Source organism: Paucibacter sp. KBW04 (assembly GCF_003852425.1).
Classification (GTDB): Bacteria; Pseudomonadota; Gammaproteobacteria; order Burkholderiales; family Burkholderiaceae_C; genus Paucibacter_A.
This window is the reverse complement of the sequence record NZ_QAJN01000002.1, coordinates 303,105-328,563: the sequence shown is the minus strand read 5'-3', so window position 1 is coordinate 328,563 and position 25,459 is coordinate 303,105. Positions and strand designations below refer to the sequence as shown.

Annotated in this window: 23 protein-coding genes; 4 read left to right on the top strand and 19 right to left on the bottom strand. The window is 64.1% G+C overall.

Going from position 1 to position 25,459, the window contains the following annotated elements:
• Positions 1-4 precede the first annotated feature (4 nt).
• The 4 genes from DBR47_RS04975 to kynU all read right to left on the bottom strand — a co-directional run bounded on the left by DBR47_RS04975 (position 5) and on the right by kynU (position 4,606).
• The gene (locus tag DBR47_RS04975; RefSeq protein WP_197046873.1) at positions 5-415 is read right to left on the bottom strand and encodes a c-type cytochrome; all 411 of its coding nucleotides are present in this window, start codon (positions 413-415) and stop codon (positions 5-7) included.
• Complete coding sequence (locus tag DBR47_RS04970; protein WP_197046872.1) at positions 412-2,100, bottom strand: hypothetical protein; 1,689 nt, start codon at positions 2,098-2,100, stop codon at positions 412-414. The genes DBR47_RS04975 and DBR47_RS04970 overlap by 4 nt, the downstream gene beginning before the upstream one ends.
• Before the next feature lie 44 nt (positions 2,101-2,144).
• Positions 2,145-3,212 (bottom strand): porin, encoded by a 1,068-nt coding sequence (locus tag DBR47_RS04965; protein WP_197046871.1) that lies wholly within the window; start codon positions 3,210-3,212, stop codon positions 2,145-2,147.
• 125 nt (positions 3,213-3,337) lie between these two features.
• Positions 3,338-4,606: a kynureninase gene (gene kynU, locus DBR47_RS04960; RefSeq protein ID WP_124447524.1), complete on the bottom strand. Its 1,269-nt coding sequence runs from the start codon at positions 4,604-4,606 to the stop codon at positions 3,338-3,340.
• Positions 4,607-4,754: 148 nt separating this feature from the next.
• Here kynU and DBR47_RS04955 point away from each other — a divergent pair, with 148 nt between their 5' ends.
• Positions 4,755-5,237 (top strand): Lrp/AsnC family transcriptional regulator, encoded by a 483-nt coding sequence (locus tag DBR47_RS04955; protein ID WP_124447522.1) that lies wholly within the window; start codon positions 4,755-4,757, stop codon positions 5,235-5,237.
• An 88-nt stretch (positions 5,238-5,325) separates the two neighbouring features.
• Here DBR47_RS04955 and DBR47_RS04950 read toward each other — a convergent pair whose 3' ends face one another.
• From DBR47_RS04950 to DBR47_RS04940, 3 genes are all read right to left on the bottom strand, one after another.
• Entirely contained in the window at positions 5,326-6,747 is a 1,422-nt protein-coding gene (locus DBR47_RS04950; protein WP_124447520.1) for a DUF1254 domain-containing protein, read from the bottom strand.
• 144 nt (positions 6,748-6,891) lie between these two features.
• Positions 6,892-7,701: a transporter gene (locus DBR47_RS04945; RefSeq protein WP_231512128.1), complete on the bottom strand. Its 810-nt coding sequence runs from the start codon at positions 7,699-7,701 to the stop codon at positions 6,892-6,894.
• 65 nt (positions 7,702-7,766) lie between these two features.
• A complete protein-coding gene (locus tag DBR47_RS04940; RefSeq protein WP_124447518.1) occupies positions 7,767-9,623 on the bottom strand; it encodes an amidohydrolase in 1,857 nt (618 codons plus the stop codon).
• A gap of 599 nt (positions 9,624-10,222) precedes the next feature.
• On the opposite strand from DBR47_RS04940, the gene DBR47_RS04935 reads away from it, so the two are divergent.
• Complete coding sequence (locus tag DBR47_RS04935) at positions 10,223-11,719, top strand: mechanosensitive ion channel family protein (RefSeq protein ID WP_231512127.1); 1,497 nt, start codon at positions 10,223-10,225, stop codon at positions 11,717-11,719.
• A 180-nt stretch (positions 11,720-11,899) separates the two neighbouring features.
• Positions 11,900-14,047, top strand: a complete 2,148-nt coding sequence (locus DBR47_RS04930; RefSeq protein WP_124447514.1) for an acetyl-CoA hydrolase/transferase C-terminal domain-containing protein — start codon at positions 11,900-11,902, stop codon at positions 14,045-14,047.
• A 14-nt stretch (positions 14,048-14,061) separates the two neighbouring features.
• Here the strand turns inward: DBR47_RS04930 and DBR47_RS04925 are convergent, their stop codons facing one another.
• The 10 genes from DBR47_RS04925 to DBR47_RS04880 form a co-directional block, all read right to left on the bottom strand.
• Entirely contained in the window at positions 14,062-14,475 is a 414-nt protein-coding gene (locus DBR47_RS04925) for a VOC family protein (RefSeq protein WP_124447512.1), read from the bottom strand.
• A gap of 129 nt (positions 14,476-14,604) precedes the next feature.
• Positions 14,605-15,423: a sulfite exporter TauE/SafE family protein gene (locus tag DBR47_RS04920; RefSeq protein WP_197046870.1), complete on the bottom strand. Its 819-nt coding sequence runs from the start codon at positions 15,421-15,423 to the stop codon at positions 14,605-14,607.
• A 67-nt stretch (positions 15,424-15,490) separates the two neighbouring features.
• Positions 15,491-15,892, bottom strand: a complete 402-nt coding sequence (locus tag DBR47_RS04915; RefSeq protein WP_124447510.1) for a RidA family protein — start codon at positions 15,890-15,892, stop codon at positions 15,491-15,493.
• Positions 15,889-16,794: a dihydrodipicolinate synthase family protein gene (locus DBR47_RS04910; protein WP_124447508.1), complete on the bottom strand. Its 906-nt coding sequence runs from the start codon at positions 16,792-16,794 to the stop codon at positions 15,889-15,891. The genes DBR47_RS04915 and DBR47_RS04910 overlap by 4 nt, the downstream gene beginning before the upstream one ends.
• Before the next feature lie 59 nt (positions 16,795-16,853).
• Positions 16,854-17,783, bottom strand: coding sequence for an alpha/beta hydrolase (locus DBR47_RS04905; RefSeq protein WP_231512126.1), 930 nt, complete (start codon positions 17,781-17,783; stop codon positions 16,854-16,856).
• Entirely contained in the window at positions 17,773-18,576 is an 804-nt protein-coding gene (locus tag DBR47_RS04900) for an ABC transporter ATP-binding protein (protein WP_124447504.1), read from the bottom strand. The genes DBR47_RS04905 and DBR47_RS04900 overlap by 11 nt, the downstream gene beginning before the upstream one ends.
• Before the next feature lie 18 nt (positions 18,577-18,594).
• Positions 18,595-19,338, bottom strand: a complete 744-nt coding sequence (locus DBR47_RS04895; RefSeq protein WP_124447503.1) for an ABC transporter permease — start codon at positions 19,336-19,338, stop codon at positions 18,595-18,597.
• 26 nt (positions 19,339-19,364) lie between these two features.
• A complete protein-coding gene (locus DBR47_RS04890; protein ID WP_124447501.1) occupies positions 19,365-19,949 on the bottom strand; it encodes a VOC family protein in 585 nt (194 codons plus the stop codon).
• A gap of 19 nt (positions 19,950-19,968) precedes the next feature.
• On the bottom strand, positions 19,969-21,012 hold the full coding sequence (locus tag DBR47_RS04885) for an ABC transporter substrate-binding protein (protein WP_231512125.1): 1,044 nt from the start codon (positions 21,010-21,012) through the stop codon (positions 19,969-19,971).
• 46 nt (positions 21,013-21,058) lie between these two features.
• Positions 21,059-21,991, bottom strand: coding sequence for a fumarylacetoacetate hydrolase family protein (locus DBR47_RS04880; protein WP_124447499.1), 933 nt, complete (start codon positions 21,989-21,991; stop codon positions 21,059-21,061).
• 141 nt (positions 21,992-22,132) lie between these two features.
• On the opposite strand from DBR47_RS04880, the gene DBR47_RS04875 reads away from it, so the two are divergent.
• Entirely contained in the window at positions 22,133-23,167 is a 1,035-nt protein-coding gene (locus DBR47_RS04875) for a 2-hydroxyacid dehydrogenase (protein WP_124447497.1), read from the top strand.
• Here DBR47_RS04875 and DBR47_RS04870 read toward each other — a convergent pair.
• Both DBR47_RS04870 and DBR47_RS04865 read right to left on the bottom strand, forming a co-directional pair.
• Positions 23,164-24,270: an agmatine/peptidylarginine deiminase gene (locus tag DBR47_RS04870; protein ID WP_124447495.1), complete on the bottom strand. Its 1,107-nt coding sequence runs from the start codon at positions 24,268-24,270 to the stop codon at positions 23,164-23,166. The two genes, DBR47_RS04875 and DBR47_RS04870, sit on opposite strands and share 4 nt — an antisense overlap.
• A gap of 56 nt (positions 24,271-24,326) precedes the next feature.
• Positions 24,327-25,436, bottom strand: a complete 1,110-nt coding sequence (locus tag DBR47_RS04865) for an agmatine/peptidylarginine deiminase (protein WP_124447493.1) — start codon at positions 25,434-25,436, stop codon at positions 24,327-24,329.
• Between the last annotated feature and the right edge of the window lie 23 nt (positions 25,437-25,459).

Here is a 25,459-nt window from a genome sequence, read left to right as displayed (position 1 = left end):
GGGGTCAGTCCTTTTTTGAGAGATCCGCTTGACTTGCGGTGGAGGGGGAAACTGAAGAAACAGGGGCGGGCGCTTTCTCGCCCAGAATCCAGCGCGCCGCAGCCAGGGCCTGGGCCTGGTTGAGCGCGCTATTGGCGGGCATGGGGATCTCCCCCCAGCGCCCGCTGCTGCCCTGGGTGATGCGCTGCGCCAATTGGGCGGCCGCCTCGGCCTGGCCGGCGTAGCGCTCGCGTATGGCTTGGAAAGAGGGACCGACCAAGGCCTTGTCGCGGGCATGGCAGGCCATGCAGGCGTCGAAGGCACGCCAGTCGGCGCTGGCTTGCGCTTGCGCCTGTGCTTGGCTTGAGAGCGGCGCCGAAAGCCCCGCCCCTAGCGCTGCCGCGCTCAGCAAACAAAGCAGCAGCGCGCGACTCACTTGGGCAGCCCCGTCACCGGCTTGCCCAGCAGTTCGGAGGACAAGACATACATGCCGTGGTTGGAGAAGACCCAAACCAGATTGCGGTCCCATTCCACAAAAATGCTGTGCACCGGATTGGGCAGGGCGCGGATGCTTTGGGTCTGGCCGTCCCTGACGGGGATCTCACCAATCATCTTGGGCGTGAAGTAGCCGGCGATGACGGGCTTGGCCGGGTCCTTCAGGTCAAACATCTGCATGCCGGCGTTGTAGTAGCTGTAAGGCATATAGCGCTGGCTGGGAGTGCCGGGCTGGATCTGCGCATAGCCACTGCGCTTGGGGCCAAAGCTGCCGCGGCGCTGGCAGAAATCGGTGAAAGGCGCGGAGGCGTCGGGCACGGGGCGGGGCAGGGTGTAGGCGATCTTGGGCTTCAGCGGGTCGCGCACATCGATGGCGTAGATGTCTTTGAAGGGCTCGTAGCAGTCCTCGCTCATCGGGTAGCCGCTGTAATAGACCATGCCCGTGGTGGCGACCTTGGAGACGTCGATGTTGTCGCCCTCGGTGCCGGTGACGCTGACCGGCATATCGATATGCGCCACCTGCTTCATGGCCTTGGGATCGCTGATGTCGATCACATAAAAGCCGAAGCCGCCCATGGCCGCATAGCCGTACTTGCCACCTTTTTCGACCGGGGTGGGGATGAAGAGCGGCATGCGCGCGCCCATCCAGGAGGTCTTGTTGCCGGCACGCGGGTTCTTTTTGTATTCCTCTTCCTCGCCCAGGCGCGAGCCCGGTGCCCACCACATCGAGAGCCGTTTGGGTTCGCTGGGGTTGGAGACATCGAAGGCCATCTGACCCCCGGCGAACAGATAGGTTTTGTACTCGGTGTTGGCAAAGGTGTCGTCGGGTGCGCCAGCGACGAAGAGGTATTTGTCGCCGTCGTAGACCGGCACGTCCTGGCAGCCCGAGCCTTGTTGCACCGGGTCTTTGGCCGAGTGATAAGGGTCCAGCGAGGTTTCGCTGAGCAGCTTCCAGTCGGTCCACAAGGGGCCGGTGACTTCGAACATGCGGAAGCCGCGCAGCATCTTGCGGTCGCGCAAGGCCTTGACCTGATCGGGGTTGCCGTACTTGTTCCAGACCACGCCATAACGCGGCGTCTCATAGCACTGCACCGCGATCATCTTGCCCAGGGACTTGTTGTACTTGACGGTGAAGGGGCCGAACTGATGTTCGCCGCCCTTGATGTCGAAGTTTTTCTTGCCCACCAGCTTCATATCGCGCGGGTCGGTGATGTCGAAGACGTTGTAGTGCCAGGTCTCGTAGTCGTAGAGATAGCGGCGGCCTTGCCAGTCAAAGCTGGCCTGCCAGCTGTGGCCGGCGCCGGCCACAAAGGGGTAGAAGCCTTCTTGCTTGAAGTTTTTGGCGTAGGTGTTTTGGTCCAGATAGGGCAGGCTGCCCTCGACCGGGTGGGCACCATAGGCGTCGGGGGTCATCTCGGGCATTTTGAACTTGCCGGTCTTGGCGTCATAGCCATAGCTGCCGGGCGCCGGGTGGGGCGGTTCACCGGGCAGCAGGTTCTGGTTCAAGGGCTTGCCCGGAGGGGCGTCGGGGGCGTTCAGGTTCGCCCCGCTCTTGGGGGCTTGGGCGAGGGCTGCACCGCTCAGCAGGGCGGCGCCCAAGAGCAGGTTGGTGTGAAGTTTCAGCATGGTGATTGGCATCTCTTGAGTCTTGGGTGGGCGGGGCAGAACCGTCAGAAGGCGTGGCGCAGGCCGAACATATAGCCCTCGGGGTTCTCTCCGGACTTGGGTGTCAGACCCCAGTCGATGGGGTACTCAGCGCCTGCGCTGCCGGGGCTGCCGTTGCGCACGGTGCCGTAGGTGGCGTAGGCCGTGGTGCGCTTGGAGAAGTGGTAAGTGGCACCCAGCGTTGCGCCTGTGGCGTCGGCCAAGGCACCGGTGGCGTCATTGCGTCGCACCACGCTGGCGAACAGACGGATCTGGTCGTTGATGGAAATCCGCGTGCCCAGTTGCAGGCTATTGCCGTGGGTGCTGAAGCCGACGTAGGGCGGGTAGGCGTAATAGCCGTTGTAGTCGTGCAGGATGGCCGTGAGGTCGAACTGACCGATGCGGTAGACGCCGGAGATATAGGTGTCGCGCGAGGTCTCGTTCTTGGTCTTGGCCTTGTCCCAGATATTGGTCTTGTTCTGAATGTCGTTGGCGATGCTGAGGAACAGCGGGCCGTTCCAGTAAGAGGCGCCCAGGCTGATGACGCGGCCATTCTTGCTGTTGTCGCTTTCTTCCTTGCCTGCAGTGATGGTGGCGCGAACTTGGAAGCCACCGCCGAACTTGGCTGAATTGAAGGAGATGGCATTGGACTCGCGCCAGGGCGCGTAGAACACCATCACGTTATTGACCGGGCTGTAGGCCGAGCCATAGCTCGGGTCGGCATAGCCATACAGGTTGTACGAGGACAGATTCAGGCGGCCCAGATTGATGTCGCCCCAGTCTTTGTGGGCCAACTGGACATAGGTCTCGCGCGAGTTGGCATCCATGGTCCCGGCATCGGGCTTGATGATCATTTCGTGGCGGATCTTGGCGGACAAGCCATTGCCGAGGTCTTCCTTGGCCGTGAACTCCAGACGCGAAGTGGTGAGGCCGCCGGAGCTGACGCGGTTCAAGGTCTTGCCGCCGGAGCTGATGTGCTCAAGCGCCGCATCGACATAGCCAGAGATGGTGACTTGGGCCAGCACCGGCGTGCTGCTCAAGAGCGCGGCGGCCGCCAGGGCCAGCGGCGTGCGAAGGGAAGTTTGGTCTCTCACGGGGGGATCTCCTGAATGAAAAATCGCTTCAATACAAGGTCGAACTGCCGGGGGAGCGGACAAGGTCGGGGCGGACGGGGATATGGCGACGGGCCACCGGCCCGTCCTGGCCTAGGGGCAGGGCCTCAGGTCACGGCCTTCTTGGCCATGAACTCGGGGGCTTGCCAGGCCTTGTTTTGCATCACGTCTTTCAGCGTGGCCACCGCGTCCCAGACATCGGCATGGCTGAGGTAGAGGGCGGCAAAGCCGAAGCGCAGGATGTCGGGGGCGCGGAAGTCACCAATCACGCCGCGGGCGATCAGGGCCTGCACGATGGCATAGCCTTGCTCGTGGGTGAGCGAGACTTGGCTGCCGCGCAGCGCGTCTTCGCGCGGGGTGGCGAGGCCGAAGCCAAAGCCGGCGAGTTCCTGGTCGATCAGGCGGATGAAGAGGCCGGTCAGCGACAAGCTCTTGGCGCGCAGCTGCTGCAAGTCCAGACCGTCAAACACGGTCAGCGCGGCTTCGAGGGCGAACAAGCCCATCTGCGGCGCCGTTCCCACCAGCATGCGATCGATGCCGGGTGCCGGCTCATAGCTTTGACCAAAGGCAAAAGGCTTGGCATGGCCGTGCCAGCCGGTGATGGGCTGACGCAGGCTGTCGTGATGGCGTTGGGCCACGAAGGCGAAAGAGGGCGCGCCGGGGCCGCCGTTCAGATATTTGTAGCCGCAGCCGACGGCGAAGTCGGCCTCGCAGGCGTTCAGATCGCAGGGCATGGCGCCGGCCGTGTGGGCCAGGTCCCAGATCACCAGGGCCCCCACCTCATGGGCGCGGCGGGTGATGGCGGCCATGTCATAGACCTGGCCGCTCTTGTAGTTCACATGGGTCAGGGTCAGCACGGCCACGTCTTCGTTCAGGGCGGCCATCACCTCATCGGGAGAGACGGCGCGGTGCTGCACACCGCTCAGCTCGGCCACGCCGGAGGCGATATAGGCATCGGTGGGGAAGTTGCCGTTCTCACCCAGAATGGTTTTGCGGCCGGGGCGCAGGCGCAGGGCCGCCACCAGCAGCTTGAAGAGATTGACCGAGGTCGAGTCGGCCACGATCACCTCATGGCCCTGCGCGCCTATCAGCTGGGAGATGCGTGCGCCAACGCGCTGCGGCGCGGGGTACCAGTCGGCATCGTTCCAGCTGCGGATCAAGCCCACGGCCCATTCCTGCTCGATCGCTTTTTGCATGCGGCCCGGCACGGCGCGCGGCATGGCGCCCAGGGAGTTGCCGTCCAGATAGATCACGCCGGCCGGCAACGCGAACAGCTCACGGCGGGCGGCCAGGGGGTCTTGGGCGTCCAGACTCAGGCAGTGGGCGCGGTCCAGGGTGGCAGGGGAAACAGTCGAAGCAATCGAGGCAGAGTTCATGGCGGCTTTGCTCTGTACGGAAACAGGCGTTTATGTATACAACGAGGCCAGTCTATGTTTTTGACTTCGTTTATCTTCACCGAGCTAACCCTACAAGCCTTTGTTTGGGGTAAATTGATCCTGAAACAGTGGTTTTGGAGAATTTCTTATGCAAGTTGAGATCGATGCGACCGACCGTGCCTTGTTGAAAGCGCTACAAAACAACGCCCGGCTCACCACCTCGGAGCTGGCGCAGATGACGGGCATGTCTCAATCGCCTTGCTGGCGGCGCATCAAGCGTCTGGAAGATGCCGGTTTGATTGCGGGTTACACCGCCCGCCTGGATCGCCGCGCCCTGGGCTATGGCGTGATGGCGTTTGTGACCATCAGCATCGACAGCCAGGATGAAGACCATTCTCTGGATTTCGAGCGCGCGGTGCGCGACATCCCCGAGGTGGTGCTCTGCCACGGCGTGTCCGGCCCCGAGGACTTTGTGCTCATCGTGGTGGCCCAGGACCTGGATGCCTACTCCGCCCTGATGCAGCACAAGCTGCGCCGCCTGCCCGGCGTCAAAAGCCTGCGCACCAGTTTCTCCATGCAAGAGGTCAAGGGGCTGGAGGGGATGCCGATTCCGGACGGACGGGCCGCCTGAGGCGCGCGCCGTCGCCGGCCTCAAAAAAAATGCCCCTGACCGGCTGGGTCAGGGGCATTGCTGAGCGAAGCGCTGAAATTGAGAGGCCTTAAGGCTTGTTGGCTGCGGCCTCAACCTTGGTGACCTTGGGCGGCTGCCAAGTCTGGTTGACGATATCGGCCTCGGGCAGATAGGCGCGCAAGAACAGGAAGAAGGCGCCGTCCGGTGTGGGCAGCCAGTTGCTGCGCTTGCTGGCCTCGGGCGAATCCTTTTGCAAATACACCGTCAGGCTGCCGTCTGCATTGGGCTTCATGCCGCTGCGGTCGCCAATCGAGTAACGATTGATCGAGTTGGCCACCAGATTGGTCTTGTCGTTGTACATCGTGATGGACCAGAAGGCCTTGACCTTGGGCTGGGCGCCGGGCGCGAAGTGGATCACGTAGCGATTCTTTCCCGAGAGAGGCTTGCCCTCGCCGTCCACCGAGACATTCAGATAGGTCGCTTCGACGGGATCGTTGGCAATGAATCCGACCGCCGGTTGAATCGCGCGCAACAGCCAGTCGCGCGACTGGGTCATCCGGCCGGTTTGCTTGGGCGGATAGTTCCAGCCATTGATCTGGGTCTGGCCATAGCCACCGGCGAAGCCGCCGAAGATGATTTTTCGGCCATCGACGGCCGCCCTTGCCAGGCCGCGCCGGGTGCTGGCATCCAGGCCATCGATATCCAGGCCAGGGCCGACGCCAATGCTTGCGAAGGAGCGCAGCAGGTCCGCGTCAATCGCATCGGTGGGGAACTCAAGCAAGGCGCGATTGATGGTCCGCCATTCGTTCAAGGGATCGGCCTTGCGATCCAAGGGGTGCCAAATCTCGGGGGCCTTGGCCGGCTTGGCGCTGGCGTTCAGCCATTGCGAGAGCGGGGTCAGCTTGTAGCCGTCCTGGATGGCCCGCGCGGCCGGCAGGTCGGTGGCGTCCTTGACGTAGGTACGGACTTGGGCGAAGGACCAGCTCGTGCTCGATGCGGGCAAGAGGGTCACGCCGGCGGGCAAAGTCCCTTTCCAGCCCGGGCCGACGATGGCGAAATGGCCAGCCTCGTCGCCGGTGCTGCGCCTGCCGACGTAGGCGAAGTTATCGCCGCGGAAATCCACCAACTCAACCGAGTGATAACGGTCAGGAATGGCGGGCACCGACAGGATCACCGGCTCCTCATTGGTATAGATCCAGGCGCGTGAATACAGCGTGTCGTTGTTCGGCGAGCCGCCGTCCAGATGGCTGGCATCTTTGAGCTCACGGAAGTGACGCAGCACATTGGCTTGGCGGTCTACATCGGCGCTGCGCTTCCAGCGCTCCTCGGGAAAGTAGGACCAGGGGAAGGCATAGATATAGGCTTGCACGCCCAGGGTGTAGGCGTTCATCTCGCGCCAGTCGGCCGCGGGCTTTGTGGCCGGGGCTGCATACGAATGCAGAGTTAGCAATGCGGCGGTGGCCAGGCCGAGGCCTTGCAAACCGCGCTTCAATTGTCCAAGAATGCTCATGATTCAATCTCCCTTGATTGAGCTTGTTTTGGCGCTGCGACGCAATCAAAGCCGGTCGTTCAAAGCCAGCGAGTGCCAGACCCAAGCGACTTGGCATCCAGCGCTGCCATCAACTGGGTTCAGCGCCGGACCTGGCCGAGGTCCTTACTTGGGGAACAGAAAACTCACGGCGAAACGGAAGCCGCTGTCGAGTTGATCGTTGGGCGCTTTGACAAAATGCTTGTAACCCAGGGCCACGCTGATGGGCTGTTTGCCCACGACGGTGACTTTGGAAATCATGGCCGCTACCGGAAAGGTTTCTCGCTGGCCCGAGGGGGCTTCCCAGTTGTAGGTGTATTCGGGCGACAGGGTGGTCGTCCAACCTTGACCCAGGCTGTAGCTGACGAAGGGGTTCAGGAATGTGGCCTGCACGGTGCCGCGGGATTTGTCACCGGCGAAGGAGCGCAGGTGATTGGCCAAGCCACCATAGGTCCAGGGCCCGGTTTGCACCAGCACGACGCCGGTGGGGCCGGCCGACCATTTGCCCGTGCCCAGCCTGTCCTTGCTGGCCGTCGGCAGCATGAAGACCGTCCCCGCGCCCCAAATGAAGGCGCCGGTTTTCGCGGGCGAGAAAAACTGCGAGGCGACGACATCGCCCAGGCCCCAGGTGCTGTCTTGGCCGACTGCCAGAGCAGGCTGGTTCACCAGGGGCACGATGGTGCGGGTGATCAGGTTCCAGTCGGCGTTCACCTTCACCGGAATCACGGGCTGCACATTGAGGGTGTACTGCGTGTTGCCCTCAACGCCGACCTTGCGATCCCAGTTGCTTTGAAAGGGCAGGGAGATCAGGTCGGCGACCGGATTGGCGGTGGCCTTGGCCAGATCGTCCGCACTTTGGGCTTGGGCCGCATGGCTCAGAAGTGTGGGCAGGGCGGCGACGAACATGGCGGCGCGCTTGAGTTTGAATGAAGTCATGGATCGGGGCAGCGTTAAAAAAAACGACGCCGAAGATTCGGCGTCGTCGATGATGAAGATGAAGATTAGTGGGCGTGCGAGTGCTCGTCGCCGCCTGCCTCATCGTGGTCGTGCGCATGGATCAGGCCCGCCAAGCTCAGGCTGCGGGCGGCAGAGGCCAGGCAGCGGTCAGAGTTTGCGCAACTCAGTTTGTCTTGGCCTTGCGCCTGCGTCTGGGCCTTCAGCTCGTAGACCTGCTTGTCCTGCTTGATGGCGCCGGTCACGACCAGATCGGCCAGTTGCTCACGCGGAATCTTCAGCGGGTTTTTGTCCAGCAAGGTGAAGTCTGCCAGCTTGCCGACCTCGATCGAGCCCTTGTCCTTTTCCTCGAAGTACTGGTAGGCGGCCCACAGGGTCAAGGCCTTGAGGCCGACCAGCGGCGTCACGCGGTGCTCGGGGCCCAAGACCTTGCCCGTGCGGGTGCTGCGGTTGACGGTGGCCGAGAGCACGCGGATCGAGCTGGGCAGGGCCACCGGGGCGTCATGGTGGGAGCTGAAAATCATGCCGCGCTCCATCGCCCAACCGGTGGGCGAGATGTTTTGCGCGCGCTCGTTGCCGAGCACCGAGTCACGGTGCCAGTCGCCCCAGTAGAAGGTGTGCATGGGGAAGAAGGAGGGCATGATGCCGAGGTCGTGGAAGGCCTGCACCTGATCCAGTCGCGCGGTCTGGGCGTGGATGGCCACGGCGCGCCGATCGGCGCGGCCTAGCTTTTCCTCGGCCTTGCGCACGGCGCCGATGTATTGGTCGATGGCGGCGTCACCGTTGACATGGGCCAGCACCTGCCAGCCCTTGCTGAAGGCGCGCTCCACCATGCCGTCCAGTTGAGCGTCTTGCTTGAAGGTCGGGTAACCCGCGTAATCGGCGGGCTGGCCCTCGGGCACCTTGAAGTAGGGCTTGGTCAGCCAGGCGGTCTTGCCTTGAGGGGAGCCGTCCAGATTGAGCTTGACGCCGCCGATGCGGAAGTGGTTTTTGTAGCTGCGCGAGGCCCAGGGGCTGTTCATCGAGGCCTCGGACGAAGCCATGTCCGCATAAGCGACCACATCGATCTTCAGATCGCCCTTCTGGGCAGATTGACCGAAGGTCTTGATGGCAGCACCGGTGGCCCGCCCTTCTTGTGCGGTGGTGTAGCCGAACTTCAGGTACAGCTCCTGGCCGGCCTTGACCATGGCTTGGTTCTCGGCATCCCCCAGCTTGCCCATCAAGGGGAAGAGCAGGCCAAACAAGGCGTTTTCTTCCAGCACGCCATTGGGCTCTTGCGAGCCTTCACGGCGGCGGATGGTGCCACCGGCCGGGTTCTTGCTGTCCTTGTCGAGCTTGAACAGAGCCAAGGCCTTGCTATTGACTGCGCCCAGGTGTCCGCTCTGATGAATGATCAGCACCGGCACATCTTTGGAGACTTGGTCCAGCTCGTCGCGGGTCGGATGGCGCTGCTCGGCCAGTTGTGAGTCGTCATAGCCAAAGCCGATGATGAAGCCCAGCTTTTGGGTGACGGGGTTGCTTTGGGTCTCGCGTAGCGTCTTCACCAGCGTCGGAATGTCGTTGACCACGCCATCGGGTGCGGGCAAGACATTCGCCGATGCCGCTTGAAAGCCGACATTGAAGATATGGCCGTGACCATCGATGAAGCCGGGCAGCATGGTTTGCCCCTTCAGATCCACCACGCGCGTTTTGCTGCCCTTGAGCTTGAGGATCTCGTCCTTGTCACCGACCTTGAGGATGCGGCCCTTGCTCACGGCCACGGCCTGCGCCGCAGGTTGCAACTCGTTGATGGTGACGATGTCTCCACCCAGATAGATCGTGTCAGCCGCTGGTGTGGCCGCAGCAGCGGCACCCGCGCAAAGCAAACTCGTGGCGATAGTCATCGAACTGAATGCGACTTTCATAGATCTCTTTCCAAGATTGCAACTGGACAATTGCAAGGTTTTTCATCAGAACTTGGCTGGCGCAGGGGAGGTGGAGGCTGCGTGGCTGTGAAATTCTAGGGGTCTATCACTACAGCAAGATGATCAAACTGGGTCGGCTTGATATTGATCAAATAACTTTGATGGGTTCGATGTTTGGGGATTATTTGACCGCTCTGCTGCTGCGTAAGCGCTGACATCCCTGCGATGATGCGCCGCGCATTTTCTGAAATGCGGGCCGGTCAGCCCTCGGTCTGGCGGCACGTGCCCGGCGGCATATGCCTGGCATCTTCTTGCCCACCATTTGTTCCTACTTTCAGCACAACTTCAGCATGCACAGCAGCCCCATCACACAGGCAAGCAAAGAACTTCAACAAAGGCTGCTTGGCCGCTGTTTGGCCCTGCTTGTCCTGCTTTGTTTGAGTGGCCTGCCGGGATGGGCGCCCCAAGCCTTGGCACAAGGCCGCGCGGCTGAGGCGGTTCAAGCGGCCAGCGCCGCCGACGCATCAGGCCCTGCTGTTGAAGCCTCGCGAGCCAATCTTGTGGCGTCGCCGACGGCAGATGTCCCGGGTGTATCGGTCATGGTGCTCAATCGTCAGCTGGCGACCTTCCGAGGCGCTCATATGGGTTCGGTGCCCAGCGACCGCGCGCGCCGGGCCCAGCTGGTGATGAATGAGATTCTGGCCCGGGTGGAACGTGGTGTGGTGACGGTGAGAGTCGAGGCCCCCAATCGGGTCTTGATGGTGGACGGGCAGATGGCGTTCATCCTGACCCCGGACGATGTGGACCTGGATCAAAGGCAGACCCTGGATCAGGCCGCCGCCGCCGCCAAGCAACAGATTGAACGCTTGGTCGCCGAGACGCGTGAGAGCCGGGACGGCGCAAGACTTTGGCATGCGGCTGTTGCCGTTGTGCTTGCCACGCTGGTGTTTGGCGTCGCCATTGCTTTGCTGCTGCGTGGTCGCGACGTGGTGAGTGCGCGTCTGGCCGCCCTCATCAGCAAAACGACGGCGGGTCTGGTGCTGGCCGGTATTCAACTCCTGCAGCGAGACAAGCTGCTGACCCTCACTCATGTGCTGGTACGCCTGAGCAGCTGGACGATTCTGGCTTTGCTGAGCTATCAATGGCTCAGCTTCTGTTTGAGCCAGTTTCCCTACACCCGGCCCTGGGGTGAGCAACTCAGCGCTTACCTGATTCAAGTGGTTTGGCGCATAGGCGGCGGCGTGCTGCGGGCCATTCCCGATCTCTTCGTTGCCCTGGTGATCTTCGCGCTTGCCCGGGCGGTCATCAACATCCTGAGCCCGGTGTTTGACCGCGTCGAACGTGGCGAGGCCGTGCTTGGTTGGCTGGATCAAGACACGGTGCGCGCCACGCGGCGCATCGTCAGCATCGGCATCTGGCTGTTCGCCCTGGTGATGGCCTACCCCTATCTGCCCGGTTCGGGCAGCGAGGCCTTCAAAGGCTTGTCGGTGCTGCTGGGCTTGATGATCTCGCTGGGGGCCTCCAGCATCGTGGGTCAAGGTGCCAGCGGCATGATTCTGATGTTCTCTCGCACCATACGCGTAGGTGAGTTCGTGCGCATCGCCGATCACGAGGGCACGGTGACCGAGCTGGGCATGTTCACCACCCGCATCCGCACCGGTTTGGGTGAGGAGCTCACCCTGCCGAACTCGCTGGTGCTCAGCACGGTGACCAAGAATTACTCGCGCACCGTGCGCGGCCCCGGCTTTATTGTGGACACCACGGTCACCATCGGCTACGACACGCCTTGGCGTCAGGTGGAGGCCATGCTGGAGGAGGGCGCGCGCCGAACCCAAGGGGTGTTGGCCAGCCCTAAGCCGCAGGTGTTTCAGACCGCCTTGTCAGATTTCTACCCTGAGTACCGCTTGGTTTGTCAGGCCATTCCTAGCGAGCCGCGTTCACGCGCCGTGGTCTTGAGCAATCTGCACGCCAATATCCAGGATGTGTTCAACGAGTACGGTGTCCAGATCATGTCGCCGCACTATCTGGGCGATCCGGCCGAGCCTAAGTTTGTGCCCAAGAGTGCTTGGTTTGCCGCACCCGCCAAGCCGGAGTGAAACAAGGTTTGCCCGCGTCGAGCGCCCCTGCTTGACAGCCCAACTCTGCTTTGTCAAGGTTTGCCGACTCGTTTGCCAGACACGCGTTTGGTGATGCAATGGCGGCTTGAATAGGCAGTGTTGGCAGGGGCGAGGCATGCGCGCCCCACAAGAAAAAAGAAGTTGAAGGGGACAAGCGCGATGCCGCAAAGCAAGAGCAGTGTCTGGCTGGGCCAGATGGACCGCGTCGTGGACGAGGTTCTGGCCCGGGTCCAGGGCGAGATCGTGCTGGCCATTCCACTGGGCATTGGCAAGCCCAATCCGCTGGTGAATGCGCTCTACCGGCGAATCAAGGCCATGCCGGAGCGCCGCCTGCGCCTGATGACGGCCTTGTCGCTGGAGCGACCGGTGGGCAAGTCAGCGCTGGAGCGCAACTTCCTCAAGCCTTTGCTGGACCGGGTGTTCGAGGACTATCCCGATCTGGACTACGTCAAGGACGCGCGCGCCGGTCTCTTGCCTGCCAACGTCGCCGTGCACGAGTTTTTTTTCAAGACCGGCGACTACCTGGGTAATGCACAGGCTCAGCAGCATTACGTCTGCACCAATTACAGCTTTGTCGTGCGCGACATGATGATCCAGGGCGTCAACCTGATCATGCAGGCGGTGGCGCCGGCCGCGCCGCTGCAGGCGGGCGCGCCTAAGCGTCTGTCCCTGTCCTGCAACCCGGAGCTGAGCTTTGATCTGGTCGAAGGCCTGCGGGCGCAGGGCCGGCCCCTGCTTGCCGTGGCCATGGTCAATGAGCAGCTGCCCTTTATGGGCGGCGCGGCCGAAGCCAGCGATGGCTTCTTCGACCTGGTACTGGACGCGCCGGGCTGCAGCCATGCGGTATTCGCGCCGCCCAATTCAGCCGTGGGCAGCGCGGACTACGCCATCGGCCTGCATGCCTCCAGCCTGGTGCCCGATGGCGGCACTTTGCAGATCGGCATCGGCTCCCTGGGCGACGCCATCGCCCAGGCCTTGATCTTGCGCGACCGTCAGCCCGAGGCCTATGGCGAGATCCTACGCGGCCTGTGCCCGGCCGGCTTGCAGGGGCGCGAGTTGGGGCCCTTCAAGCAAGGCCTGTATGGCTGCTCCGAGATGTTCGTCAACGGCTTTCTGCGCCTGATCGATGCGGGCATCGTGCGCCGTCTGGTCTTCGAAGACCTCGACTTGCAAGCGCTGGCCGGCATCGGCTTGTTGGGCGATGCGCCGGACTTGAACGCCTTGCTGGGCCTGCTGCAGCGCGGCCGTGTGGGCGCCGCACTGTCGGCGCACGACCTGGTCTATTTGCAAGACCATGGCCTGCTCCGCAGCGATGTGAGCTTGCAGGGCGGCGAGCTTTGCCGCGGCGAGATCCGCTGCGCCAATGATTTGCTTGCGCCCACCAGCCAGGCCTGCATCGCCCAGCATCTGCTGGGCGAGCGCTGGCGGCGCGCGGCTGTGTTGCACGGCGGCTTCTTCCTCGGGCCGCGCGATTTTTACCAACGCCTGCGCGAGATGCCCGAGGCCTTGCGTGAGCGCATCGCCATGACGCGCATCTCCCACGTCAACGAGATCTTCGACGATGGCTTGGGGAGCGAGGCGCTCAAGCGCGCCCAGCGCGTCAAGGCCCGCTTCATCAACACCACCATGAAGATGACGTTGCTGGGCGCGGCCGCCTCGGACGCACTGGAGTCTCAGCAGCTGGTCTCAGGCGTGGGCGGGCAGTACAACTTTGTGGCGCAAGCCCATGCCTTGCCGGATGCGCGTTCCATCCTGCTGCTGCGCTCTTGCTATACCAACCACGGCCATCTGCGCAGCAATATCGTTTGGAACTACGGCCATGTGACCATCCCGCGCCATCTGCGCGACATCGTCATCACCGAGTACGGTGTGGCCGATCTGCGCGGCCAATCCGATAGCGAGGTCATCAAACGCCTGCTGGCGATTGCCGACAGCCGCTTCCAGGCCGAGCTGATCCGCGCCGCCCAGGCCCATGGCAAGCTGGAGCCGGGCTACCAGCTGCCCGCGCACTGCCGCCGCAATCTGCCCCAGCATCTGAGCGAGGTGCTGAGCCCTTGGCGCCGCTCTGGCCAGCTGCCCGACTACCCTTTTGGCACCGACCTCGATGCCGACGAGCTGAAGATGGCCCGCGCCCTCAAGCAGCTCAAGGCCATTGCCGACAAGCCCTGGGCCTCGCGTGGAACCCTCCTGCGCAGCCTGCTGAGCCAGCGCCAAGCGCCGGCCGCCTATCTGCAGCGTCTGGGTCTGGACGGCAAGCTGGGGCTCAAAGACTGGGTGATCAAGAAGCTTTTTGTCGCCCAGCTTTAAGCCCTTGGGGGCGGCTACTCAGGCCGGTGACAGACCGCCTCGATATTGTTGCCCTCGGGGTCGATCACGAAGGCGCCGTAGTAATTGGGGTGATAGTCTGGGCGTAGGCCGGGGGCGCCGTTGTCTTTGCCACCGGCGGCGATGGCGGCGCGGTAGAAAGCATCCACCTGGGCCCGGTTCTCGGCTCGCCAGGCCAGATGGCAGCCGGTGGTGGCCGGCGGCCCGCCATAGGGTGAGGGGCCGTCGATGAACCAGACGTCGGCCTTCTTGCCCTCGGGCTCGGCGGCGTCTGGGTAGGCATAGCCCAGCATATTCGAGCCATAGTTGCCTTCGAATATCAGGGTGTAGCCCAGCGGCGCCAGAGTGGGGGTGTAAAACGCTTTGGCGCGGGCAATATCGCTCACGCGGAAAGTCATGTGGTCAAGCATGTCGCTTCGCTCCTCGATGGATGGGGTGGGTACTGCCGAGGCAACTGTATGTTTGTACAGTTGTTTTTGCAATAGGCCCAAGGCATCAAGTCAGGGCTTTCATCAAGCCCTCATCTGGAGGCTGGGCGCTCAGCGCAACAGACTCCACAACATGCGCGCACCCAGCAGCAAAAGCAGCACGGCGAACATGCGTTTGAGCTGCGCCACCGGCAAGGCGTGGGCCAGGCGGGCACCCAGCGGGGCGGTGAGCACCGAGGCCAGGGCGATGGCGGCCAGGGCGGGCAGATAGACATAGCCCAGGCTGTGCGGGGGCAAGACCTGACCCTTGGCTTGGGCCAGCAAGCCGTTGACGATAAAACCTAGGGCGCCGGCCACGGCGATGGGGAAGCCCAGGGCGGCCGAGCTGGCGATGGCGCGGTGCAAGGGCACATTGCACCAGCTCATAAAGGGCACGGAGACCGAGCCGCCGCCTATGCCCACCAGGCTGGAAAACACCCCAATGCCGCCGCCTGCGGCATGCAGGCCCAAGGCGCCGGGCAGCTCGCGGCCCGGGGCCGGGCGGTAGTTCATCAGCATCTGGATGCCGACGTAAAAGGCGAAGGCCACGAACACGCTCTTCAGCAAGGGCGTGGACATCTGGCCGGCCAGCCAGCTGCCGGCCAAGGTCCCCACAATCAAACCCGGGCTCATGCGCCTGACCAGGGCCCAGTCCACCGCGCCGCGGCGGTGATGGGCGCGCACGCTGGAGACCGAGGTGAAGACGATGCTGGCCAGCGAGGTGCCCAGGGCCAGGTGGGCCAGGCTGGCGGCCTGCGCCTCACCCCAGGGCAGGCCGCCGAAGATCAGCAGCAAAAGCGGCACGATGACGATGCCGCCCCCCACGCCCAGCAGGCCGGCCAGCACCCCGGCAAAAGCGCCCAGGGCCAGATACATCGCAATTTCCAACATCAGATCACCTTGTTCGCGGCAACAACAAATGAGCTCAAGCTCACCATAGCCCAGATTGTGTGCGGGCTCACGGCCTAGGGCCCAGGCAGGCGGTGGCAGTGATCTCGATGCGCATATGCGGGTGGGGCAGCTGGTGCACGGCCACCGTCGTGCGGGCCGGGCCGCTGAGGTCGAAGTACTCGGCATAGGCTGCGTTATAGGCGGCGAAGTCGCGCATATCGGTCAGGTAGCACACGAGGCTCACGCAGTCGCTCAGGGCCGCGCCCTCGGTCTGCAGGGCGGCGCGTATCTTCTCGATCACCACCCGGGTCTGCAGGGCAACGTCGATCTGAAGCTGGCCCCCGGACTCGCTGACCCCGGCGCAGCCGCCATCGGCCTGGCGCGCGCTCATGCCGGAGACAAAAAGCCAATCGCCCCGCCGCTTCAGCGCCGGGTAGGCGCCCAGGGGCTTGATGAGGGCGGCGCTCATCGCAGCTGGAAGCCGGCGGCTTGCAGATCCTTCAAAAGGCTGGCGGCCTTGTCGGCGGGCAAAAGGTCTAAAGGCGCGCGCAGGCGGCGCCAGTCGGGGTCTTGCAAGCCCTGGGCCATGACTTCTTTGAGCGCGGCAATCATGGGATAGGCCTGGGCGATCTTGCGCACCGCATCCACCTGGGCTTGCAAGACCTGACCCTCGTCTGTGTGCCAGCTCTCCACCAAACGGCTGATGGGCCCGGGGTTGATATTGACGGTGGCCGAGATGCAGCCGCGCCCACCCAGGGGCCGCGAGCGGGACAAAAAGCTCTCCGAGGCCGGGAACACCGCCAGCGTCGGGAAGCGCTGCAACATCGTCTCGATATTGTTCCAATCGCCCGAGCTGTCCTTGATGCCCACGACGATGCCGGGGAAGTCGCGCAGCAGTCGCTCGATCACCGCGTGGGTGATGGGCACGCCCGACAGGGCCGGGATGTGATACAGGTAGAGGCGCAGGCGGGCATCGCCAATGCGCGCGATCACATCGGCGTAAAAGGCGTAGAGCCCCTCGTCGCTGATGCCTTTGTAGAAAAAGGGCGGCAGCATCAAGACCCCCGCGCAGCCCAGCTCAATCGCCTGGCGGCTCAGGGCCGCGGCCTCTGGGGCCGAGCAGGCGCCGGTGCCGGGCAGCATGCGGCTGGGCGGCAGGCCGGCTTCCACCATCTGGCCCAGCAAGGCGCTGCGCTCGGCAAAGGACAGGGAATTCGCCTCGCTATTGGTGCCGAAAGGCGCCAGGCCCGCGCCCTGCTGGATCAGCCATTGGCAATGGGCCAGAAAGCGCGGCACATCGATGCTGCCGTCGGCGTGGAAGGGGGTGATGACGGGCGCGAATGCGCCGCTCAGTGCTTGCGCAGAGCTCATGGCTTTTCTTTCCTTGAATTGAAACAGTCGGGTGGGCGCTTGCTTCTTGGCGCCGTTCGCTAGCCCGGGCAGGGCGGCAGGCTGGCGGCGAAGTCCAGCAAGGCCTCGCCCAGGGGCGAGGTTTCGCCGCTGTCGAGATGGGCGACGATGGAGGTGTGGTTGTGCCGCGGCAGGCAGAGCAGGCGCGGGATGCGGCCCTGGGCCAGGCCCACGCGGTGGCAGAACTCGGCGGCGTAGACATCCAGCCAGGGGTTCTCGTACTCGGCCACGGCCAGCAGGGCGGGCAGATTCAGCTGGGCCGCGTGGCTGACCGGCGAGTCGGCCTCGTAACGCCAAGCCTCCTCGCCAAAATAGGCGCGCACGCCGGCGGCATTGGGGTTGTCGGCCCGCACATCGGCGCGCAGCCGGGCGCTGATCAGGGCCACGCCCGCCACCCGGGGCCGGGCCGGGCGCACACGGGGGTCGCAGGCGTAACTGGCCACATGGGCGCCACCGGCCGAATGGCCGATCAAGAGAATGCGCCGCGCGTCGCCGCCAAACTTGGATGCATGCTGATGCAGCCAGTCCACCGCCAGGCCCACGTCTTGCGCACCGGCCGGGAAGGGCGCCTCGGGTGCCAAGCGGTATTCCATATTGACGCCCACAAAGCCGTGGCGGGCGAAGTAGCGTGGCACATTGCCGTAGACCTGGGCATTGCTATTCATCTGCCCGCGCAAGAAAGCGCCGCCGTGCACAAACATCGCAATCGGCTGCAAGGCTTCACTGCGCTGCGCCTGCAAGCCCTTAGTGCCCTGGTAGACCTGCAGGCATTGCCGCGCATGTGGGCCGTAACTCAGCTCGGCGCTCAGCAGCATGCCTGGCAGCGGGTGGGCCTCCAGCAGCGGGGTGTAGGCCTGCACGACCTGCTCGCGATGGCTGTTGATATCGCTGGCCCAGACCGGGCCGATGCGGCGCAGCAAGGCCTGCACGGCCGCGGCCTCAGTGCTCATCATTGAACACCCCCATCAGGCGGGACAGCTCGGCGATGTACTCGCCGTAGCGCGGGTGCGACTTGATCTCCTCGGGCCGGCGCGGGCGCGGCAGATCGATGCTGATCTCTTTGACGACGCGGCCGGGCCGGCCCGACATCACCACCACTCGGTCCGACAAGAACACCGCCTCGGCAATGCTGTGCGTCACCAGCAGCACGGTCTGGCGCAGCTCCTGCCAGATGCGCAGCAGCTCCACATTGAGGCGGTCGCGGGTCAGGGCGTCGAGGGCGCCGAAGGGCTCGTCCATCAAAAGGATTTGCGGGTCTAGCGCCAGGATCTGGCCGATGGCCGCGCGCTGCCGCATGCCGCCCGAGAGCTGGTGTGGGTGATGGTTCTCAAAACCTTTGAGGCCCAGGGTCTCGGTTAGCGCGGCCAGCTTGTGCCGCATGGCTTCGCTGGGCAGGCCGCGCAGCTGGGCACCCAGGCTCATATTCTGAGCCACCGTCAGCCAAGGCAGCATATTGCTGCTCTGGAAGACGACGCCGATCTCGGGGCCTGGGCCTTTGACCAGGCGCTCTTGCACCCGCACCTCGCCACCCTCGTAAGGGGTGAGGCCGGCGACGATGCGCAGCAAGGTGCTTTTGCCGCAGCCGCTGGGGCCGAGGATGGAGACGAACTCGCGCGGCGCCACGCTCAGGTCCACGGCCTCCAGGGCCTTGACTTCATGCTTGCCGACAAAGGTCTTGAGCACCTGGCGCACCGCGATGGCGGGCATGCTCTGGGCGGATTCTTCTTGGGTGGGGGCGTTCATGGGAAGGGGCTCACTCGACTAGAAGGAAATGCCGCGCCACCAGACGGCCTTGGCCAAGCGCTCCACCAGCCAGTAGAGGAAGACGGCCAGGGCGGTGATCACCAGGATGGCGGCGAACATCAAATCGGTCTGGGCGTTCGCCGTGGCCAGGGTCATCAAATGGCCCAGACCCTCTTCGGCGCCTATGAACTCGCCCACGATGGCGCCGATGACGGCCAGGGGCATGGCGATCTTGATGCCGTCCACAAAGGCGGGTAGGGCGGCCGGCACCTGCAGGCGCCAGAAGCGGTCCCAGGGGCGAGCGCCCAGGGCCTTGAAATGCTCGTCCAGATGGATGGGCACATTGGCCATGCCGCCCAGCGTCGCCACCACCACGGGGAAGAAGGCGAACAAAAAGGTCGAGGCCAGCTTGGAGGCAAAGCCGTAGCCGAACCAGACAATCATCAGCGGCGCCAGCGCGATCTTGGGCATGCTTTGCAAGGCGGTGATCAGGGGGTAGAGGGTGCGCCGGGCCAGGGGGCTGAGATGAATCAACACCCCCAGCAGCACGCCGCCCACCACCGCCAGGCCAAAGCCGGCCAGCACCTCCAGCAGGGTCACCCAGGTTTCGGCCAGCAAGGTCTCACGGGCCTCCCAGCCGGCGCCGAGCACGGCCGATAGCGGCGGCAGCAGATAGCGCCTGATGCCCAGCCAGCCCACGCCAAACTCCCACAGCGCGGCCAGCAGGCCCCAGAAAATCACGGTTTCCAACACACGTTTCATCACGCTTGTTCTCCGGCGCTCAGTCTTCAGCGCTTGTTGTCGGGCGGGGTGGCGGTCTTGCCGGACTTGGCGTCCACCACCGCTTGGGGTGGCGGCACGACGAAGCGGGCAAAGCGGTATTGGTCGAAGGACTCGATATTGCGTTCCCAGACCCTGGCCTCGTGGGGCTGATCGGGCGCGATCTGGGTCATCTCGCAATAGAGCTCGACGTTGTTGCCGTCCGGGTCTTTGAAGACCAGGAAGAGGTTCTCGCCCGGCCCGTGCTTGCCGATGCCGCGCACGATCTCGATCTGATGGGCTTGCAGCAGCTGCACGGCCCGCTCCATCTCGGCCATATCGTCGACCAGATAGGAGAAATGCTCCAGGCCGGGGCGGTTGTAGCGCGGCAGATCGGCGAAGTCGGCGCCCGGCGGCAGCTGGGACAGGGCCAGATCGTGATGGTCTGCGCCGGCGCGCAGAAACACCATCTGGTCGCTGATCCAGTCCGAGACCTGCAGGCCCAGGATCTCGGTGTAGAACTGCACCGATTTGTGGATGTCTCGCACCATCAGCACCAGATGGCCGAGCTTGCGGGGGCGGATGGCTTGTGGCTTGTTGGGCTGGATGTCCATGGCTTGCTTGATCCCTGCCTCAGTCGCTGATGAAACGGTTGGTGTAGACCTCGCCACCGCGCACGGCGGCGGTGACGTGGAAGGCCTTCTTGGCGAATTCGATGGTGCCGTGCATGCGGTCGGCGCGGATGAAGCCCAGCTTTTTGTTGTCGGCCCCGGCGTCGCTGATGATGTCGTTGGTTTCCTTGATCTGCTGCAGCAGAATGGCCTTGGCGGTCAGCTTGTTGCTGGCGGCGATCAGCTCCGCCGCTTCCTCGGGGTGCTGGCGCATGTACTCATAGCCGTGGTAGGTGGCGGCTACGAAGCGCTTGACCAGCTCGGGCTTGTTGGCGATCAGCTTCTCGCTGGTGACGATGCCGTTGCCATAGATGTTCAGATTGAAGTCACGGTAACGCAGCATGCCCACGGTCTTGCCCTCGCGGGCGGCCAGGGCGTCCAGCAGCGGCTTGTTGGCGCCTTCCCAGCATTCGGCCAGGTCGATCTTGCCTTCCAGAAAGCTGGGGTTGATGACCGAGGGGTCCAGGCGCAAGAGCTTCACATGGTTGGCGGGCAGGCCATTGGCCTGCAGCCAGGCGGGCACGATGTTCTGCAAGGGCGAGGCGGCGCCGCCGCCCAAGCTCATGCCCTTGATCGAGGCCAGGCCGCTGATCTTGCGCTTGGGATTGTTGAGATAGCACAGCGCGGCGGGCCACACCGTGTTGATGGCGCCCACCATCACCGTCTTGCCGCCATTGGCGCGGTTGAGCATGACGCTGATCGGGTCGCCATAGCCAAACTCGAACAAGCCCTGGTCGATTTCGTTGACGGTGCGCTGGCCGCCATAGCCGCGCTGGGTCTGCACCTCCAGGCCGGCCTCGGCATAAAAGCCTTTGGCCGCGGCCACCAGCACGCCGCCGGTGCTGCCCTGGGGCAACCAGGCCAGATTGAACTTCACTTTCTCCAGTGGCCTGTCTTGCGCTTGCGCGGCGCTCGCTTGCAGGCCCAGGCTGGCGAGGGCAGCAAGCAGCAGCCGGCTCAGGCCGCAGCAGGTCTTGTTCCACAGGCTGTTCATCGATGTCTTCATGTCCCGTCCCTCAAGGCTTTGTTGTTGGGATGCTCTGCCAAGCTGCTCAGGCCGCTGCCGCGACCACGCGATTGCGCAAGCTGCCAATGCCTTCGATGCTGGCCACCATCACATCGCCCGGCTTCAGAAAGCGGCCGCTGCCCATGCCCACGCCGGTCGGGGTGCCGGTTGCCAGCAGGTCACCGGGCCTCAGGGTCAGCATGGAGGAAAGGTAGGCGATCTGCTCGGCGATATTGAAGACCATGCCCTCGGTCGTATCGTCCTGCATCATTTCCTCGTTGACCGAGAGTCGCATGCGCAGCTTCTGCGGGTCGGCGATGCAGTCGCGCGGCACAAACCAGGGGCCCATGGGGCCGAAGGTGTCAAAGCTCTTGCCGCGGAACCAGTCATGGGTGAAGGGGTAGTCGCTGCGGCGGTTCAGGTCGCGGGCGCTGATATCGTTGAAGACGGTGTAGCCGGCGATCACCTCGAATGCCTCGTCCACGCCGATATGGCGGCACTCGCGGCCGATGATGACGCCCAACTCCACCTCCCAATCCAGCTTCTGGGTGTTGGCGGGCTTGATGACATCGACCTCGGTGGCGATCACGCTGCTGTCGGCCTTCATGAAGACATAGGGCGCGCTCTCGCTGCGTGGGGCCAGCTGGGTGCCCATTTCCTTGGCATGCTCGTAGTAGTTGGAGGCCGCGCCGAAGATGCGGCCCGGCCGGTAGGGCGCGCACAGCCGGTAGCTGTGGGCGGCCAGGGGCTGGAGCGCGCCTTGCGCCGCCAAGTCTTGCACGTGGGCAGCCAGCGCGGCAATGGCGGGAGCGGACTGCGTCCATTGCTCGATGCCGGCTTGCACGCCTTGCAGCAGCACATGCGAGTCCAGGCCGGCCGCAGCCGCGGCCTCGGCGGCGTCAAACAGGCGATCCTGCAGCACCAGGGCGGCGCGCGGGCCTTGGCCCTTGTCATAGGTGGCGAGTGCGTACCAGTTCAAAGTCTTGACTCCTTGATGAGCGATTCCGGCACCGCATTTGCTGCGGCATGTGAATACAATAACACTGCCGTGTATACATAACAATGCGATCAAGGGTATTTACCGGCATGCCTATCGCCCCGCAACACGACCGGAGTTTTGATGCCCGCTCTTGCCAACCCCGCTTCTATCGCTGGCTTGCCCGCCCCCAGCTCGGCCAAGCCGACGCTATTGATCCTGATCCCTTTGCAAGCTGAGTTCGAACAGCGCTTGGCCCAGCGCTACCAGCTGATCTCTGCACCGGGCGGATTTGATGCCGATCTGCAATCACTGCTGGCGGATTTGCGCGCGCGCGGCCAGGGCGTGCAGGCCGTGCTCAGCAATGGCACGCGGGGCTTGAGCCGCGCGCAGATGCTGGCGCTGGGTGCGGGCCAAGCTCATCGGCAAGGGAATGGGCTGGGCATTGTGTGTGCTTTTGGTGCGGGTTATGAGGCCATCGATGTGGCGGCGGCGCGCGAGCTGGGTGTGGCGGTAACGCATGCGCCGGGCATCAATAACGCCACGGTGGCGGATCACGCCCTGGCCTTGATGCTGGGCCTGGCGCGCGGCATCGTTGGCCTGGATCGTGCCGTCAAGGCCGGGGCCTGGCTCAGCAGCCGGGCCGAGCGGCCCACGCTCAACGGCCGCCGCCTGGGCCTGGTGGGCATGGGCAATATCGGTCAGCAGATTGCGCGCCGCGCCCTGGGTTTTGATATGAGCGTGGCCTATCACAGCCGTCTGGCCAAGCCCGATCTGCCCTACCGCTTCCATGCCGATCTGCTCGCTCTGGCCGAGGCCTCGGACTATCTGGTGCTGGCCTGCCCCGGTGGCCCGGCCACCCATCACATGGTCACACGCGAGGTCTTGCGCCGCCTGGGGCCGCAGGGCTATCTGATCAATATCGCGCGCGGCAGTGTGGTCCGCACGGCCGACTTGATCGCGGCCCTGCAAGCCGGGGAGATCGCCGGCGCCGGCCTGGATGTGTTGGAGGATGAGCCGCTGGTGCCGCCCGAGCTGGCGGCGCTGGATCAGGTGCTGCTGACCCCACATATCTCCGGCCGCTCGCCCGAGGCCCAGCGCGCTCAGCTGGCTTGCTTGATGACCAATCTGTCCGCCTTCTTTGAGGCTCAGGTCTTGCCCAACCCGGTGCCGGTTTAGGCGGCCGGTTCTTGCTGCGTGGTGCAGTGGATGCCGCCACCGCCGGCCGCCACCGCATCGATATTGAGCTGCACGATGTCGCGCTTGGGGAACAGCTCCTGCAAGAGGCTGCGGCAATTGGCATCGCCGCGCTTGTCACCAAATTCGGGGGCAATGACGGCGCCGTTGCAGACATAAAAGTTGATGTAGCCGGCGGCAAAGCTGTCGCTCTTGAAGGCCTTGCGTACATCAGCCGGCCCGGCCAGCACCATGACCTTGAGCTTGCGCCCGCGCGCATCGGTGGCGGCGCGCAGGATCTGCAAGTGCTTTTGCGTCACCGCATGGTCGTAGGACTCGGGGTCGGCGTCGAAGCCGGCCACCACCACGCCAGGGCTGCTGAAGCGGGCGTAGAAGTCGGTATGGCCGTCGGTGATGTCGCGCCCGGCAATGCCCGGCAGCCAGATCACTTTCTCGATGCCCAGCAGGCGCTTCAACTCGGTCTCGCAGGCCGCCTTGCCGACGCCGGGGTTGCGGTTGGGGTTGAGCACACAGCTCTCGGTGATGATGGCCGTGCCCTGGCCATCGACCTCGATGCCGCCGCCCTCCTGTACCAGGCGGGTGGCGAGCCTAGGCACGCCGCTTTGCTGGGCGACGAAGCGGGCCACCTGGGCGTCGTGTGCATGCGCCTGCTTCTTGCCCCAGCCATTGAAATTGAAGTCCACAGCGGCGCGCTGGCCCTGAGCGTTGCGCACAAAAACCGGGCCGCTGTCGCGCATCCACAAATCATCAACCTCGCGCACATGCAGCTGCACCTTGGGGCCGCAGGTCTCGTAAGCCAGGTCCTGGTCTTCTTCGCGCACCAGCATATGCACGGGTTCATAAGCCGCTATCGAGCGGGCGATGCTGCCCAGGTTGAGCCGCACCGCCTCCAGCAAGCGCTCGCCCCAAATCTCCTCGCGCGGGCCAAAGGACATCCAGGTCGCCCGGTGCGGCTCGGCTTCGTCGGGCATGTGCCAGCTGCCTTGCCCTGTCTGCCCGGTCGCGGCCAGGGCTTGGGGCGGCAGGCCCAGCAGACCGAGACCGCTTGCCAGACCCAGGTTCAAAAGATTGCGGCGTGTTTGCATCATTAAAGCTCCGTGATTGGCTTGTTTGGACTGTAGGTCGACTGGCCGGGGAGGCCTCAGGCGGGTTCTTGCTGTGTTGTGCAATGGATACCCCCGCCACCGGCCGCGATGGCGTCGATATAGATTTGCACCACCTGACGGCTAGGGAAAGCCTCGGCCAGTCGCTGCCGGGCTTTTGCGTCGGCCGCCGCGTCGCCAAACTCGGGCATGAAGACGCAGGCCTGGGTCAGGTAGAAATTGACATAGCCGGCTGCGAAATCGCGGCGCTGGGCATAGGGTGCGCGGATTTGGCTTGGGGGCTCCAGCGGCAGGACCTGCAGGCGGCGGCCCTCGGCGTCGGTGGCCGCGTTCAAGATGTCCAGATGTTTGCGGGTTAGCGCATAGTCGTAGGAACTGGGATCTGTTTCCAGATTGGCCAGCACCACACCCGGGCCGGCAAAGCGAGCGTAGAAGTCTGTGTGGCCATCGGTGATATCGCGTCCGGCGATGCCTGGCAACCAGATGATTTTGCGCAAGCCCAAAAGGCGTAGCAGCTCCGCCTCGCAGGCGGCCTTGCTCAGGCCGGGATTGCGATTGGGGTTGAGCACACAGCTCTCGGTGATGATGGCCGTGCCCTGGCCGTCATGCTCGATGGCACCGCCTTCGAGCACCAGCCCGGCGCTCAAGAGCTTCGCTTGGGTGTGGCGCGCCATGGCTGCGGCCAGCAAGGCGTCCTTGGCGTGCGTTTGTTTTTGGCCCCAGCCATTGAAGTGGAAGTCGCAGGCGCCCGACTGTCCTTGGGCGTCTTTGACGAAGAGGGCGCCACTGTCGCGCAGCCACAGATCGTCACAGTCTTGCGGGATCAGTTGGATGCGTGGGTCCAGCAGGCTGCTGGCCAGCGCGAGGTCTTGCGTGGGCACCAGCATCTTCACCGGCTCGACCTGAACGATGGCGTCCGCAATACGCGCCAGGGCTGCATGCACGGCACCGCGCTCGCTCCCCCAGATCGAAGCGGAGGCGGCAAACGCCATCCAGGTTGCGCGATGCGCACCGCCTTCTTCGGGCATGTGCCAAGCGGGCTCGGTAGTCGGCGGGGTGGGCGGAGTGCTGGTGTCATTCGATGCCGAGCCGCCCCCGCAAGCGCCGAGCAAAAAGGGCAGTGAGGGCAGGCACAGGCCGGAGGCCATGAGAGCAGGGGACTTGAGGAAGA

Coding starts and splice junctions, on each gene's coding strand:
- DBR47_RS04970 (WP_197046872.1), bottom strand. CDS start 2,100: ATGCTGAAACTTCACACCAACCTGCTCTTGGGCGCCGCCCTGCTGAGC.
- kynU (WP_124447524.1), bottom strand. CDS start 4,606: ATGAACTCTGCCTCGATTGCTTCGACTGTTTCCCCTGCCACCCTGGAC.
- DBR47_RS04955 (WP_124447522.1), top strand. CDS start 4,755: ATGCAAGTTGAGATCGATGCGACCGACCGTGCCTTGTTGAAAGCGCTA.
- DBR47_RS04950 (WP_124447520.1), bottom strand. CDS start 6,747: ATGAGCATTCTTGGACAATTGAAGCGCGGTTTGCAAGGCCTCGGCCTG.
- DBR47_RS04945 (WP_231512128.1), bottom strand. CDS start 7,701: ATGACTTCATTCAAACTCAAGCGCGCCGCCATGTTCGTCGCCGCCCTG.
- DBR47_RS04940 (WP_124447518.1), bottom strand. CDS start 9,623: ATGAAAGTCGCATTCAGTTCGATGACTATCGCCACGAGTTTGCTTTGC.
- DBR47_RS04935 (WP_231512127.1), top strand. CDS start 10,223: ATGGTGCTCAATCGTCAGCTGGCGACCTTCCGAGGCGCTCATATGGGT.
- DBR47_RS04930 (WP_124447514.1), top strand. CDS start 11,900: ATGCCGCAAAGCAAGAGCAGTGTCTGGCTGGGCCAGATGGACCGCGTC.
- DBR47_RS04925 (WP_124447512.1), bottom strand. CDS start 14,475: ATGCTTGACCACATGACTTTCCGCGTGAGCGATATTGCCCGCGCCAAA.
- DBR47_RS04920 (WP_197046870.1), bottom strand. CDS start 15,423: ATGTTGGAAATTGCGATGTATCTGGCCCTGGGCGCTTTTGCCGGGGTG.
- DBR47_RS04915 (WP_124447510.1), bottom strand. CDS start 15,892: ATGAGCGCCGCCCTCATCAAGCCCCTGGGCGCCTACCCGGCGCTGAAG.
- DBR47_RS04910 (WP_124447508.1), bottom strand. CDS start 16,794: ATGAGCTCTGCGCAAGCACTGAGCGGCGCATTCGCGCCCGTCATCACC.
- DBR47_RS04905 (WP_231512126.1), bottom strand. CDS start 17,783: ATGAGCACTGAGGCCGCGGCCGTGCAGGCCTTGCTGCGCCGCATCGGC.
- DBR47_RS04900 (WP_124447504.1), bottom strand. CDS start 18,576: ATGAACGCCCCCACCCAAGAAGAATCCGCCCAGAGCATGCCCGCCATC.
- DBR47_RS04895 (WP_124447503.1), bottom strand. CDS start 19,338: ATGAAACGTGTGTTGGAAACCGTGATTTTCTGGGGCCTGCTGGCCGCG.
- DBR47_RS04890 (WP_124447501.1), bottom strand. CDS start 19,949: ATGGACATCCAGCCCAACAAGCCACAAGCCATCCGCCCCCGCAAGCTC.
- DBR47_RS04885 (WP_231512125.1), bottom strand. CDS start 21,012: ATGAAGACATCGATGAACAGCCTGTGGAACAAGACCTGCTGCGGCCTG.
- DBR47_RS04875 (WP_124447497.1), top strand. CDS start 22,133: ATGCCCGCTCTTGCCAACCCCGCTTCTATCGCTGGCTTGCCCGCCCCC.
- DBR47_RS04870 (WP_124447495.1), bottom strand. CDS start 24,270: ATGCAAACACGCCGCAATCTTTTGAACCTGGGTCTGGCAAGCGGTCTC.
- DBR47_RS04865 (WP_124447493.1), bottom strand. CDS start 25,436: ATGGCCTCCGGCCTGTGCCTGCCCTCACTGCCCTTTTTGCTCGGCGCT.